The sequence below is a fragment of the Simiduia aestuariiviva genome (assembly GCF_014192475.1).
GTDB classification, from domain to species: Bacteria; Pseudomonadota; Gammaproteobacteria; order Pseudomonadales; family Cellvibrionaceae; genus Simiduia; species Simiduia aestuariiviva.
Map to the genome: position 1 here is coordinate 98522 of NZ_JACHXZ010000004.1, position 14728 is coordinate 113249.

Genomic DNA, 14728 nt, shown 5'->3' on the forward strand with positions numbered 1-14728 from the left:
CCCAACCTGATGTCCTTAACCCTGCGTGCGGAAGACTCCTCACGGAGTGCATTTCGACAGCTGCCCCAATATTGAGACCCTCTTCATTACTCTCCGAGAGCGCCTTCAGTCGGACAAAACAAAGTGCTCTACGCTTAAACTCGGGGACTTGATATCCTTGTGTCGCCTCTCATGTACCTAATCCAGCAACAGCTCAAGCTTCATGGTAAACTGCGCGCCATCTGCGCCACCGCTGTGGCATTGCTGTGTGACATTTAGAACAAGGAGGTCAATTGTGAATATTACTATCGTGGGAACCGGTTACGTGGGGCTAGTGTCTGGCGCCTGTTTCGCGGACATGGGCAACCAAGTTACCTGTGTTGACGTGGACGCCGCCAAAATTGAGCGACTGCGCGCGGGCGATATTCCCATCTACGAACCTGGCCTTGCGGCAGTGGTAGAGCGCGGCATCAAACTCGGGCTGTTATCCTTCACCACCGACCTGCCACAGGCCATGACCCAGTCGAGCATTTACTTCATTGCGGTGGGCACGCCCCCTGGTGAAGACGGCTCAGCCGACCTCAAGTATGTGCTGGCCGTGGCCCGCGAGATTGGTCAAAACCTCAACGAATATGCCGTTATCGTCGATAAATCGACCGTGCCAGTGGGCACTGCTGACAAGGTACGTGAAGCCATTCAGGCAGAGCTAGACCTGCGTGGCGTGGATATTCCTTTCGATGTGGTTAGCAATCCGGAATTTTTGAAGGAAGGCGCCGCGGTCAGCGATTTCATGAAGCCAGACCGCATTATCATCGGCACTGACAGCGAGCGCGCTGGCGCCGTGATGGGCGAGTTGTATCAAGATTTTTCTCGCAATCACGACAAAGTCATGTACATGGGCGTGCGCGATGCAGAGATGACTAAGTACGCCGCCAACGCCATGCTCGCCACCAAAATTTCATTCATGAACGAAATCGCCAACCTGTGTGATGCGCTCGACGTCGATGTCGAAGAAGTGCGCCACGGTATAGGCTCGGACTCACGCATTGGCTACTCCTTTATCTACCCCGGCTGTGGCTATGGCGGCTCCTGCTTTCCTAAAGATGTGCAGGCCCTAGTGCGAATGGCTGATAACGTCAAATTTGACGCCAAACTACTGAACGCCGTAGAGGAGCGCAACATTGCGCAGAAACACGTGCTTGCCAGCAAGGTGACGCGCCACCTCGGTGAGTTGAACGGCAAAACCATCGCCGTCTGGGGCCTGGCATTTAAACCCGGTACCGACGACATGCGTGAAGCACCGTCCATCGTGTTGATCAATAGCCTGCTCGCGGCCGGCGCCACCGTGAAAGTGCACGATCCAGAGGCCATGACTACCTCTAAACGCGAATTCGCGCCTAAGTTTGTGGAAGAGGGCCAGCTCATTTATTGCGATCATCACTTCGACGCAACCGAGGATGCCGATGCGTTGGTATTGGTGACCGAATGGAAGCAATACCGCCAACCTGATTTCGACAAGTTGAAAAGTCAATTGCGCGCCTCGGTGATTATCGACGGCCGCAACATTTACAACCCGGAAAAACTGAAACAGATGGGCTTTGTGTACGAGGGCATTGGCCGCCGCTAAGCGAAGTACCAACCATAAAAAAACCGCCTTACGGCGGTTTTTTTATAAGCGGTCGAATCTTATTTTGCAGTTGTATCTGCAGGCACTTTTGCGATCAACTCTCGGAATTTACGCAGCGATTGCAAATGGGTGAAGATGAGTTCCATACCGTCATTTTTCATAAGCTCTGCCAGCTTGTCACTGTCGAGTGCCTTAAGTTTGTCACGGCTTACCGCCAAAAAGCCACCCAAGCGAATTTTCTCACCGCCGTCGTTCGGCGTGAATTGCGCCTCCATAGGCTCAAGTAAATCCCACTCCTGTAAACGTGCACAAAAAGACTGAGTGCGAGCAAAGTTCATTTGATATTCTTTTAAGAAATCCAGCACTTTGCCTAGGTATTCAGTTTGCTTGCCTTCGTCATCAAATAAACGCTCGCCCTTACCATCTGGGCTGCAACCGGCGTACGTTTCATCGATGCACAACAAAAAGTTTTTGCCTTCGTCGTTGCTTGAAAAAACAAAAGGATAGCGGCGGAAGAATGCCGGCAGGTAATTAGCGGTAAACTTACCTTCTTCGTTGATGAACAGATTTTGCTCTGGCTTCACGCCCATTACTGCCAAAGGCAATACGTTGTCACCGTTTTTGGTGAATACAACAGGAAAAGATTCCGCTGCACTGAAGAACTCAACAGCCGTCAGCGGCACAGAGTTTACGGTTTTGGCAAAGCTCAGGTCACCCGTGGGCTCAATACCCCAGCCGCGATGGCGCTCACTGGAAATGGGGGTTGCGTTGCCGTATATCAAAAGTTGTTTAGTCACGTAAGGTCTCTCTTATTTATCCGATGCTGTTGATTTTTTTTCCTTGGCCTTGCGCAAGGGTTCGTATTGATCTGGATCTAAAAACGTTAGACACAGATTCATTTCTTTATTTTGGCTGGGTGCGAGCACCAGTACCAAAACGTTGTAGTCGCCGCCCTTCTCAATGACACCGGGCTTGTGTACTAGGATATTGCCGTTATCACCCGTGAGAAAATTGAGGTCTTGGCGCGCCTGCAGGGCCTGGCCTAGATTTTGTAACATCGCCTGCAAGCTCGCTTTGAACACAGGGAATCCCAACTGGCCCCGGAATTCTTTGCGATCAAGGGAAATGGTCAGTTTAATGGTGACCTGCTCGCCAACCGTCATGCTGCCGGCGGCCAACTTTTCCTCGTCTTTAAGCTGCTTAAACAGCTTTTTACCGTGCTCATCGCCTTTGGCCAAAAAGCCACCGTGGAGAATATTGCAGGCCAAATTGACCACTTCGGGAATATTTATCGTGAGTTGAGGCTTTTCAGCCGCTGCGTCAGTCTGAGGGGTTACTGCTTCTGTCATTATTCTAATCTCTGGTTACTTCGCTTTGGTTACCGCGTTTGTGCGCTCTTCCTTGATGCTAGCGCCGCTTGTGAAGCCGCTCGGCATTCTCAAGTCGCTGTTTGTCACTCTTGCGAATCAGCACATAGGTGGCACCAACGCCGCCATGCTGCTTCTGGGCCGAGTGAAAGGCCTGAACTTCTGTTAATTGGGGCAACCAGTGCGCAATGCAACTCTTGAGCATTGCCGGTTGTGGTTTTCTTCCCTCGCCCTTGCCGTGGGTGATCAATGCCGACCGAATATCGTGCTGACAACAGTCCTGTACAAAGGTGTGGACCGCAAGTCTGGCCTGCTCAACCGTTAAATTGTGCAGGTCGAGGCGCGCATCCATGGCGTACTTACCCAACCGCAGATTGCGATACACCCCGTTTTGAATGCCTGGGCGCTTAAATGCCAACACATCGTGCGGGTCCACAGGCTCAATAAACTCGCCACTGAGTCGGTTGTACTCCTCCACTTCGGTGCGCACCGCATCGGCGCGTTTTTGCCTTAGGGCCACCTCGGACATGCTGTGCTTCACTAGGGCGACCCGAGGCTCTACCGCGAGCGGGCGCACATCGCTCAAATCCTGCCCCAACAGGCCAATAAACGATTCATCACTGCTCATCACCGGCCTCCACCACTGCGGGCTGATACGTGCTTAAAAAGGCCTCAGGCATGCGTCTGGCCCGCCCGCTGCTCATTTCGATGCACACTAGCTGCCAACACCCACGCATCAAGGTCTCGCGGCCCCGTAGCAGCTGAAATTGGCGTGTCATATTGAGGCGTGCATCGGATGCAGTCAACCAAGTGGCTAAGATGAGTGAGTCACCCTGCAGGGCAGGCAGCACATAGTCATATTGTGCTTGGCGGATAGCCATGGCCCGATCCAACGCCCGGTAGTCGGCGAGCGATAGCCCGAGTTGCGCAGAGTGATCCCACGCTACCCGCTCACACCACTGTACGTACACCGCGTTATTGACGTGACCCAATCCATCGATATGGGCCTCCGTCACCGCGATTGACTGGGTGTGGGGACCGGGAAAATCAAAGGGCTCGCCCCCGTGCACATTTACCTCCTCAGGGTGCCCTATTCATTCGGACCCGAAGATTACCGCGCAAAAAAAGGGCGGTCAATTTGACCGCCCAATAACATGGTGACCGCAGTCACTTAAGGGTGTAGGTGAGTTTACGCTGCGGCCTTGTTACTGGATCATCGATTTGCGCGATTTTCGATCAGCTCGTCCACCACTGAAGGATCGGCCAGCGTTGACGTGTCACCCAGCGTGTCCAATTCATTGGCTGCAATTTTGCGCAGTATGCGGCGCATAATCTTACCGGAGCGAGTTTTAGGCAGCCCTGGCGCCCACTGGATGATGTCGGGCTTGGCAATGGGGCCAATTTCTTTGGTGCACAGCGCGACCAATTCTTTTTTGAGCGCATCAGTGGGCTCGGTCCCCGCCATAAGGGTGACATAGCAATAGATGCCCTGGCCCTTGATGTCGTGGGGGTAACCCACCACAGCCGATTCCGCCACCAGATCGTGCAGCACCAATGCGCTCTCGATTTCTGCGGTGCCCATGCGGTGCCCGGAAACATTCAACACGTCGTCCACGCGCCCGGTGATCCAGTAGTAGCCATCGGCGTCGCGGCGGGCGCCGTCACCAGTGAAATAGTAACCTTTGAAGGTGCTGAAATAGGTGTCCAGCATGCGCTGATGATCGCCGTACACACTGCGGATCTGACTGGGCCAGGACGCCTTAATGGCTAGGCTACCTTCGCCAGCGCCTTCAATTTCGCGCCCCTCACCGTCGAGCAACACGGGCTGTACGCCAAAGAACGGCAGCGTCGCCGAGCCCGGCTTAGTGGCTGTGGCACCCGGCAGGGGCGTGAGCATGTGGCCACCCGTTTCGGTTTGCCACCAGGTGTCCACTATGGGGCAACGGCCTTCACCCACCGTGTGGAAATACCACTCCCATGCCTCGGGGTTAATGGGCTCGCCGACGGTGCCCAGGATGCGCAGTGACTGGCGCGATGCGCGCGTGACGTATTCATTGCCCGCCCCCATGAGCGCGCGGATTGCCGTGGGCGCCGTATAAAACGTATTGACCTTGTGCTTGTCCACCACTTGCCAGCACCGAGAGGCATCTGGGTAGGTGGGCACGCCTTCGAACATCAAGGTGGTGGCGCCGTTACACAGTGGGCCGTAGACAATGTAACTGTGGCCGGTGACCCAACCCACATCCGCGGTGCACCAGTAGACCTCACCCTCGCGATAATCAAAGGTGTACTTAAAGCTCATGGCGGTGTGTAACAAATAACCTGCCGTCGTGTGTAAAACACCCTTGGGTTTGCCGGTGGAGCCTGAGGTGTAAAGGATGAACAGCGGATCTTCTGCATCCATCGGCTCGGGCTCGCACTCGGCTGGCACCTCTGCCACAGCATCGTGATACCAAACATCCCGGCTCGCGTCCCACTGAATTGCCCCACCGGTGCGCTTGACCACCAAGCAGGTGTGAGTATTGGGGCAGGCCGCTAGGGCTTTATCCGCATTGGCTTTTAGCGCGACGCTTTTGCCACCGCGCACGCCCTCGTCGGCCGTAATAAGTACGCGGCAGTCGGAATCCAAAATCCGGTCTTTCAATGCGTCTGGCGAAAAGCCACCAAATACCACCGAGTGCACCGCCCCCACGCGAGCGCAGGCCAGCATGGCGTAGGCAGCCTCTGGAATCATGGGCATGTAAATGCAGACGCGATCACCCTTCTTTACGCCCCGCGCTCGCAGCACATTGGCCAGCCGACACACCTGCTCATGCAGCTCCGCGTAGGTAATGTGCTTATCTACCGCTGGGTCATCGCCCTCCCAGATAATGGCCGTCTGTTGTGCGCGAGCAGGCAGGTGGCGATCAATACAATTAACGGTAACGTTAAGCTTGCCACCCGCAAACCAACTGGCTTCGCCCTTACTTAAATCCCATGAACAAATCGCATCCGGAGCCCGCTCAAAGGTCAGAAACTGTTCAGCTTGTTCGCGATAGAACGCCTCAGGCTCGTTGATCGAACGCGCATACATGACATCGTAAGTTTCTTTATTAATATGTGCGTCTTGAAAATTTTGCGGGATGGGGTAGGTTTTAACGTCAGACATAAACAAGCTCCGTTATTGTGTTATGCGCTTTGATCTAAAAGACCGACTATACCAACTAGCGCACACATTCCCTATTAGTCGGTGGTCGAAAACCCAATGTGCATTGCACAATGACACGGCAAACAGTAAGTTAGCGGTTACTAATTACAGCCCGACACGGATGTTGCAACGGCCCAATAACAAAATTAACCAAGCCAACACCCGATGACGTACGCCACGAACAGCCAAACTGATCACTATGAAATTGAGTCTATCCTTGGCAAAGGTGGCATGGGTGTGGTGTATCTTGCCTACGACAAGCGATTGGATCGCAAAATTGCCTTAAAATGCATTCGAAAGAATCGCGCCAATCCTCTATGGATCGAAGCGGTGCAAGAGGAGGCCAAACTCCTAGCAAAGATCAACCACACCAACATTGTTCAGATATACGATTTGATCGAGTGGCAGGACTCGCCCGCGCTGGTCATGGAATACGTGGAGGGTCGCACGCTGCTGGACTGGCTGTGCAGCGACGAACTGAGCGATGGCCGACTGAGTCTGAATACCCGCCTCGACTGGTTGCGTCAAATTGCCGATGGACTCGCTTGCGCCCACGAAAAAGGCATTATCCACCGCGACCTCAAACCTGAAAACATCATGATTTCGGCGGGCGGGCAAGTCAAAATCATGGATTTCGGCATCGCCCGCCACCAAGCGCAACCGCAAGCCGCCAATGTTCATGACAGCCAGGCACTGCCCGGCGAATATATCGGCAGCCCCGCGGCCCTATCGCCCGAACAAGCCATGGGTGACAACCTCACCACCGCCAGCGATATTTTTTCCTTCGGCATTTTGGCCTACAGCTTACTGTGTAAGCATCACCCATTCGGCGATACGCAAGATCCAGACGGAATCTTGCAAGCCATTCTTTACCGTGCGCCGCTTCCGGTTAGCGTGGATGACGACACTTCGAATTCACTCGATGCATTTGCCAGCCTACTGATTCAATGTCTCGATAAAGATCCAGCGGCTCGACCCACTGCATGCAGCTGTGCGAAGCAGCTTATAAATGCCACTGAACCAGCAGTGATCACCGCCGAATCAACGCCACCCACACCCAGCAAGCCAGACCACACATTGTGGGCCTACGCAGTTTTGGTCGCCGTCATCTCGCTGGCGAGCTTGGCCTGGCTGACGTTTGACAATCACCAAGCCAACCAAATTCTGGCCATACAAGAACCCGTTATTACCATCAACAATACCGAGGGTGTCGCGCAAACGACGCAACTGAGATTGGCCGTGGATAACGCGCTACAAGAATCTCTGCTCAGCCAATCGCACATTCAGCTAGTTGACCGGCATGAGTGGCAACACACTAGCTCGACCAAGGCTATAGATATCAATGCCATCACTGGCGCCAAGCATGTGGTAAGACCCACAATCGACTGCCAAGCCAATCGCTGCCAAATAGAATTGTTACTCATTGATGCACAGGCATCCACAATTGTTTCAAAACAATCGTGGCCGGTATTTTTAAGCAATGAAGCTGACATCTATTACACCACCTGGCAGCACGCGCTCGCATTGATTGGCTCGCAAGCCCAGAGCCCAACAGCCATCGACCAAACTTCCTACCTTAAATACATAAAAATATTGGAGACGTTTAACGTTGCGGCACAGCTTAGTGATGAAGAATTTCAGGCGCTTACTGAAATCATAGAAACGGACGCCAGCTTCATCCCAGCCTACCGAATACTAACCCACGCCGCTGTGGCCAACCTTAATTTCCATAACGAAGGGGGGCAAATAAGAATCGCTCATGAGCTGCTAAATGAAAACAAACATCACCATATTGACGAAAGCACAGCAGCCGAACTGGAGTCACTTATTTTTATTGCATTGCGACAACTTAAAGATGCAGAGGCATCCATTCAAAAAGTTAAGGAACACGGCAAGCTGGAGCGGCACCTTCAGTTAACCGCCAAGCTCGCATCAAGAGACAACGACTTCGAAAAAGCTGAGCGAATCTACAGTGAATTATTGGAAAATCGATTTTCCGTAGCGCTGCTATACGACCTTGCTGCCGCCCAGTATTTTCAAGGCAAATACCAAAAAAGTATTGAAACCTTAAACACACTGATCAACATTTCCCCCGAGCACACGCCTAGCAATAGCTTGATTGCAGGGCTCTCCATTGCCATCGGTGACGTCAATACCGCAATCGAGGCCTACCACAGGCTCACTGACAAACATCCAGACAGCATCGAATACAACAACTTGGCAACCGCCTATATGCTCGCGGCCGACTTCGCGTCAGCACAAAAATACCAAGAAAAAGCGCTAGAAATCAGCCCAAACAACCCAACTTTTTACTTAAATATGGGCGAGATTCATTTACTGAACGGCAACGCCCAAGAGGCTGAGTACTTTTTTCAGGAAGCGCTTAAAAAACTGGGCAAGAGCGATGACATCGACACGCTGGTGAGCATAGCCACCGCAAATATTCATCTCGGCAATCTTGACGAGGCAAGTAAAAACATTGCTGCGGCAAAGAAATTGGAGGGGGGATACGCAGACCTTATCTATGCAGAAACACTGTTTTTACTGAAATCAAACAAACAGCAAAAAGCCATGGACAGTATTGCGCAGCTGCTTGAGCTTGGGTACACGCCCATTTGGTTCACGCTACCCTGGTTCACCAGTCTATGCACAAACGCTAATTTTCAATTATTGGTTGAGGAGGCGGCGGCCAATTTTTGCGCCACCGCCAACATTACAACCGATGCTAGGGTCGATGAATAACAATTTTTGGATCAGGGCCTTCAAAGATATGAAGCTCACCCGTGTTACGATTTTTTCTAGAAACGAGGAATCCAAAATCGACGGTAGATGAAGTGCCCCCTTGGTTCTGGATAGTAAACACCAGCGTCTGACTATCTTTCGTCAAATCTGTTGTCACATCATCATTTACGTCCTCTCGGTCATCTGCATACTCTAGGCCATTGCCAAAGAACTTAAAGCGCTCCTCGCGCGTCGTATTAGCGGTCGACAAGGTCACCATCAGCAGAGCCCGCTCGCGCATGCGCTCGAAGTTGGCTGATTGGCCGTCAAACTCAACCACCAAACTGTTGGGATCGGCGGGCTGGCCATCTGGTCCTAATAAACTCCAGATTGGAAATGGCGCATTTTCTGGTTTGCCATAGGGTGGCACCAACTGCAGCTGCAGCGTGGCAACGCCACCGCGCGGCACCTGAATTTTTGGCAGGGGGTTTAAATCGTTCATGACTGTCCTTCCATTGTTAACGATGTGAATCCTAAGGTCGTACAACATCTTCGACCAGCGCCGATCGAGTGTGCCATAAAGGCGCAAGGCTCCCAACCTATTTACACGCCATTTGGTAGAGTGCGACGGCACAAGCGCTGCCCACATTAAGACTTGAGTTATGACCGAACATAGGGATGTGTACCACGGCATCAGACAGCGCAAGTAATGGCGCTGATACACCGACATCTTCAGCCCCCAAAATCAAACACCAGTGTTCATTAGTGGGTTGCCAATGGGGCAGCGGCGTGGAATTCGCCGTTAATTCAAGACTGGCTATACGCACGCCCTGCGCCTTAAGCGAGCGCACTAACGTTTGCGCGCAGCTGTGCTGCTGCCACGGCACATATTTATCTGCAGCCCTCGAAAGGCGCCGCAATTTACTGTTGGGCGGCACGATGGTTGTTCCGCAAAGGTATAAACACCTACAGCCAAATGCGTCCGCGCTGCGGAACACCGCCCCCACATTGGCCGGGCTCTGAAAATTTTCTAGCAATAGACTAAACGGCTGCGGGATATTGTCAGGTTGGTGCTCCGCGTGCGTTAACTGGCGAATGGCGTCTGAATCATCACTCATAACCACACACCACTCCCGTACAACTTTTTACATAACATCCAAGTGCATTTCCATCGATAGTAAACCTAGCAGTCTATTGCGCCGGAGGGACAAATAACAAGCGTGCAACAGCGCTCACCGGCGACAGATTTACGCAAACCAAACGGTAAGGCAACAATAAAAAAGGGGAGCCTAGCTCCCCTTCTGGTCATGCAATATTTTTGTCATGTGTTATATGCGTCAATCATTACTTGCCCGATCATCTGGCTCATACAAGTCAATGATCTCCCTCACCAAGCCACTGCGCACGATATCATCGCGGTCGAACTCATGAATATAGACGCTATTCACGCCCTGCAACCGCTCCACCGCGTCTGCCAGCCCGCTGCGACCACGAATATCACTTTGTCGAATATCGCCGTTAATCACAACGCGGCAATTTTCGCCAATGCGGGTTAAAAACATTTTCATTTGCGCCACAGAGGTATTTTGCGCTTCATCGAGAATTACGAAAGTGCGATGATCGAATGTCTTGCCTCTCATGTATGCGAGCGGCGCAGCCACGATGCGACCGTGTCGCAGGCAATAGTCAACCGTACCGGAGCCCAAACGCTCATTGAGAATATCGCGAAATGCATCGATATAGACGGCAAATTTCTCATCGAGAGCACCGGGTAAAAAGCCTAAGCTCTCGCCCGCCTCTACCGCTGGTCGCGTGATAACAATTCGTTCAACTTCGCCTGACTCCAATGCCTGCGCAGCCAAAGCCCCGGCGCAATAACTCTTACCCGTTCCGGCAGGACCAATACCAAAGGTTAGCGCATTGTTGTTAATAGCATGAATATAGGTTTGTTGAGCGGGAGTGCGCGCTTTGAGCGGCTGATTATTGCGTTGGGTGCTGTAGGCGGTATCGGCGCCGGTATAACGTGCGTTGAGTTCTACGATGTTACTTTGGTGCTTGCGGCTATTACGGCTCGCTTTCTTGAGTTTTTTATCTGCGTATTGATCTTCGTAAGTTTTGCGTCGCGCTTGCGATCTTTTCGCCATGAGTCTGGACTCCAGTGGTTTCAAAAATGTCGGATTACGCTGCGGTGCTTGGGGCCTCCCTTTAATTGAATTTAATGAAAAATAAAAATACGCTACTTAACAAAAGTCACGAACCAGCCTTCTGAAAATATGCCAGATCTGACGCTATATATTTGCAAGCTAGGGAACTTAGAGAGACAGGGGCCGTGCGCGAAGAACTTCACACAAAGGCGCTTGGCCAAGAGGTGGCAAGAACGCCCAGTGAAGTTGCCCAAGCCACGAGCGCTGCTCTTGCTTAAGTCATCACATCTTGCGTCTTACAGATAAATTTAGTCTGCGACGTTTCTTTGTGTTTGTAAAGTAAAAATTTTTAAAATAATGGCATAGGCATTAACTACAGGTAAGGCCGGCGGACAGACAACCAGCGCACCGCAGTTTTGCGCCAAGCCATCGGGCCCTGTGCGCGTTTTCATTGGCACAATGTTGGACCTCTGTGGCTTTACCTGTAAATGCTTAAATGCAGATGCAATACCTGCATGCTGTACTTAGGCGGCACTGGCGCAATAAAAAGCCCGCTTTGTGAGCGGGCTTGTAAAGGCTTCGTTCTATCAAGAACACACGGGGTTAGGCAACTTGCACCGCGATAGTGTTGGCGGACCGCTCAACGCTGTTATCTTCGTTGAGGTATACCAACTTGGGTTTATAGCTTGCAGCTTCCGCCTCAGTGAACTGACCGTATGCGGCAATGATTACGCGATCGCCTTTTTGCACCCGACGGGCAGCCGCACCATTCATGGAAATAGTACCCGATCCCCGCTCAGCTAAAATGACGTAGGTAGTAAAACGCTCGCCGTTACTCACGTTATAAATATCGATTTGTTCAAACTCCCGCAAACCTGCCAACTCAACTAGGTTTTGATCGATTGCACAAGAGCCGTCATACCACAGCTCAGCTTGGGTTACTGCTGCCATGTGCAGCTTGCCTTTCAATAAAGTGGTCAACATGGCTAATACCTCAATTTAACTCTATAGATACATTGTCAATCAGGCGCGCGCTTGCGGTAAACATAGCGCCCAAAATGGTGATGCATTGGTCATCATGTGCTGCCGGCTGAAGCGTCTTACTATTGCAAATGGAGAAATAATCAGGCCTAAAGCCAGCCCCAATCAATTGCGATTTGGCTTCGAGCTCTATGACATCAAAATCGCGATTGCCTGCACGAATTTGTTGCGCGGCCCACTGCAAACTTACCTGCAATTGCTTTACGCGCTCACGCTCATCAGGCTTTAAGTAGGCATTGCGCGAGCTCATGGCCAAGCCATCGGCTTCGCGGTGGATTGGCGCAGCCGTTATCTGCACAGCCATGCACAAGTCTTCCACCATGCGCCTGATTACAGCGAGCTGCTGATAGTCTTTAATACCAAAGACAGCCTCGTCGGGTTGCACGATGTTGAACAATTTAGTGACCACTGTAGTCACGCCCTCAAAATGACCGGGCCGGCTAGCGCCGCACAGAACATCTGTCATCGTGGGGCATATCACACGCGTCTGCGTATCCAAACCATTGGGGTACATTTCTGAGTCGTCTGGGTGAAACAAATAGTTACAACCCACAGCTTTCAGCTTTTCGCAGTCATCTCGAAAGGTGCGCGGGTACTTATCCCAATCTTCGTTTAGACCAAATTGCAAACCGTTTACAAAGATTGAACAAACCACAATGTCGTTGGTGCTCTGCGCCTGCTCAATAAGCGCAATATGGCCTTCATGCAGATTACCCATAGTGGGAACGAAGCCGATACGTTTACCGACGCGACGCTCTGCATCCAGCGCATCGCGCAGGGATTGAATATGGTGGTAGATATGCATGACACCCCCTTAGGGCCAGCGGGAAACCGCGCGGAGTTTACTAAAACATCTGTTTGAGCACTATAGGCAAAATCGGAGCTATTATTCGGATATTCACGACAAATCGACGCCCATTCCCACACCTGTCAGGCGCATTTGGCCTAGCCGCAGACTGCACAAGCTATCGCTCTGGGCGACACCCTTGAGGCAGCGAGAATATCACCGTCTAGAATAAGCACAGGGCACTGCCAATTTAATTGACCTAGCAAGCGTTTTTTGTCGTATTGTTGCGGCTCATTGAGGTAATCTTGGGAATTGGCCGCGCTTGGCATTGGTTGCCCGCGAATACCCTACATTCAAGTTTCTTATCACCGCATTGGTAAGCTCATGTTTGACGTAATAGGCCCAGAAGAATTTAACAAAATTCCCTGGAAGAACGGCAAAGGCGAAACCCTAGAACTCGCGATTAGCGCAGGGCACACCTTGCAGTCCTTTGATTGGCGCATAAGCATCGCGCAATTGGAAGAAGACGGCTATTTTTCTGATTTTGCCGGCTACCATCGGACCCTGATTTTACTAGAGGGAAATGGCCTCGAACTTTCGCATGAGCAGGGTCCCCTACACCGACTTACCGGAGCCTTGCCTCAAATCGAGTTCGACGGCGGCTTGCGCACATTCGGTCGATTACTCAATGGTCCCGTCACCGATTTAAACATCACGACAAAAAGCCACAAATTTCAGGCCATCGTAGAAACCCATCCACACCCGACGCGGGTTAAAGTATTGGGCGAAAAGCTTTGCTTCGCCTACAGCCACCGCACCTCGCTCACACTCCGCCCCACCGAGGGCAATGATGAATACACCCTACCGGCGGGCCATCTGTTAAAGATGGAAAATACTGAAACGGGGGCGTGGACCATCAGTGGTGAAGATTGGACGCTGATCTACCTCACCGGCTATTAACGACAACTCCTTCTGAAACTACGCACCCCAACGATTGCGACTAAGGCCAACAGCGCGTAAGCCAGAAATTGGCCAAGCAGAAGTAAACCTAATTTAGGCCAGAAGTTGATTTCTTCCGAAAACAACCGAAGCCACGCGATGCCGGGATAGGCCAGGATTTTGTAGCCGGGCATCTGCCCTGACAAACAGTAAAAGTCGATAAAGAAACATAGCGCAGTGATAAGCACCACGGCCGCTGAGACGCCGATCGCCAAAGCGATCGGCCTTACCACTGCAAGTCTCCTGCGCCTTTAGTGTCGATGGATTCAGCCAGCACAGCAGGCACAACAATCACTTTCACACAGTCTCCACTCGCCTCCGCAGCGCCGATCCTCCTGACAATCAAGGGAAGTATTCGGATCAACATAACGGCTACTCCCTGTTCGCTGTGAACAAGCGACGTTCACTAACTTACCCGGCACAACATAACTCAGTGCCACCGCTTGGCGCGTTGTGCAACGCCGCATCGTATGCAGTCAGGGTACAACCGTGCTCCGGCCCACCGACTTTCTACACTAACTCAACACACCTTGGCGCGTTCTGCGAGGACGCCGAGGCAAGGCGCAGTGGCCTTAAAAAAGCGCAGCGTACATATCGTACGTGAGCATTTTTTAAGGGCGCTGCAACGCCGCATCGGCTACGCAGTCAGGTTACAACAATGCTCCGGCCTACCGCCTTTCTACACCCACCACGACACAACTTAGTTCGGAACCGTTAACTTGGCGCGTTCTGCGAGGACGCCGAAGCAAGGCGCAGTGGCCTTAAAAAAGCGCAGCGTACACATCGTACGTGAGCATTTTTTAAGGGCGCTGCAACGCCGCATCGGCTACGCAGTCAGGTTACAACAGTGCTCCGGCCTACCGCCTTTCTACACCC

The 14728-nt window shown here is 52.1% G+C and carries 14 protein-coding genes; 3 read left to right on the forward strand and 11 right to left on the reverse strand.

Going from position 1 to position 14728, the window contains the following annotated elements; translation table 11 throughout:
- Positions 1–274 precede the first annotated feature (274 nt).
- A complete protein-coding gene (locus FHS30_RS13585) occupies positions 275–1606 on the forward strand; it encodes a nucleotide sugar dehydrogenase (protein ID WP_183911058.1) in 1332 nt (443 codons plus the stop codon).
- A 59-nt stretch (positions 1607–1665) separates the two neighbouring features.
- Here the strand turns inward: FHS30_RS13585 and FHS30_RS13590 are convergent, their stop codons facing one another.
- The 5 genes from FHS30_RS13590 to acs form a co-directional block, all read right to left on the reverse strand.
- Entirely contained in the window at positions 1666–2403 is a 738-nt protein-coding gene (locus FHS30_RS13590; protein WP_183911059.1) for a SapC family protein, read from the reverse strand.
- A 12-nt stretch (positions 2404–2415) separates the two neighbouring features.
- On the reverse strand, positions 2416–2955 hold the full coding sequence (locus FHS30_RS13595; RefSeq protein WP_183911060.1) for a hypothetical protein: 540 nt from the start codon (positions 2953–2955) through the stop codon (positions 2416–2418).
- A 58-nt stretch (positions 2956–3013) separates the two neighbouring features.
- Complete coding sequence (gene smrA / locus FHS30_RS13600; protein ID WP_183911061.1) at positions 3014–3601, reverse strand: DNA endonuclease SmrA; 588 nt, start codon at positions 3599–3601, stop codon at positions 3014–3016.
- Positions 3591–4043, reverse strand: coding sequence for a thioesterase family protein (locus FHS30_RS13605; protein ID WP_183911062.1), 453 nt, complete (start codon positions 4041–4043; stop codon positions 3591–3593). Before FHS30_RS13605 ends, smrA begins: the two co-directional genes overlap by 11 nt.
- Positions 4044–4186: 143 nt before the next feature.
- On the reverse strand, positions 4187–6121 hold the full coding sequence (gene acs / locus FHS30_RS13610; protein WP_183911063.1) for an acetate--CoA ligase: 1935 nt from the start codon (positions 6119–6121) through the stop codon (positions 4187–4189).
- 204 nt (positions 6122–6325) lie between these two features.
- Between acs and FHS30_RS13615 the strand changes: the two genes are divergently transcribed.
- The gene (locus FHS30_RS13615; RefSeq protein WP_183911064.1) at positions 6326–8902 is read left to right on the forward strand and encodes a serine/threonine-protein kinase; all 2577 of its coding nucleotides are present in this window, start codon (positions 6326–6328) and stop codon (positions 8900–8902) included.
- Here FHS30_RS13615 and FHS30_RS13620 read toward each other — a convergent pair.
- From FHS30_RS13620 to panC, 5 genes are all read right to left on the reverse strand, one after another.
- Entirely contained in the window at positions 8886–9383 is a 498-nt protein-coding gene (locus FHS30_RS13620) for a DP-EP family protein (protein ID WP_183911065.1), read from the reverse strand. The genes FHS30_RS13615 and FHS30_RS13620 overlap by 17 nt on opposite strands.
- Before the next feature lie 97 nt (positions 9384–9480).
- The gene (locus tag FHS30_RS13625) at positions 9481–9999 is read right to left on the reverse strand and encodes a TrmH family RNA methyltransferase (protein WP_183911066.1); all 519 of its coding nucleotides are present in this window, start codon (positions 9997–9999) and stop codon (positions 9481–9483) included.
- A gap of 219 nt (positions 10000–10218) precedes the next feature.
- Positions 10219–11025, reverse strand: coding sequence for a PhoH family protein (locus FHS30_RS13630; RefSeq protein WP_183911067.1), 807 nt, complete (start codon positions 11023–11025; stop codon positions 10219–10221).
- Between the two features lie 603 nt (positions 11026–11628).
- Positions 11629–12009 (reverse strand): aspartate 1-decarboxylase, encoded by a 381-nt coding sequence (panD, locus tag FHS30_RS13635; RefSeq protein ID WP_183911068.1) that lies wholly within the window; start codon positions 12007–12009, stop codon positions 11629–11631.
- Between the two features lie 10 nt (positions 12010–12019).
- A complete protein-coding gene (gene panC / locus FHS30_RS13640) occupies positions 12020–12871 on the reverse strand; it encodes a pantoate--beta-alanine ligase (protein WP_183911069.1) in 852 nt (283 codons plus the stop codon).
- A 366-nt stretch (positions 12872–13237) separates the two neighbouring features.
- Between panC and FHS30_RS13645 the strand changes: the two genes are divergently transcribed.
- Positions 13238–13813 carry a HutD/Ves family protein gene (locus FHS30_RS13645; protein WP_183911070.1) on the forward strand — a complete coding sequence of 192 codons (576 nt, stop codon included), beginning with the start codon at positions 13238–13240 and terminating at the stop codon, positions 13811–13813.
- On the opposite strand, the gene FHS30_RS13650 is transcribed toward FHS30_RS13645, so the two are convergent.
- Positions 13810–14085: a hypothetical protein gene (locus FHS30_RS13650; protein ID WP_183911071.1), complete on the reverse strand. Its 276-nt coding sequence runs from the start codon at positions 14083–14085 to the stop codon at positions 13810–13812. The genes FHS30_RS13645 and FHS30_RS13650 overlap by 4 nt on opposite strands.
- Between the last annotated feature and the right edge of the window lie 643 nt (positions 14086–14728).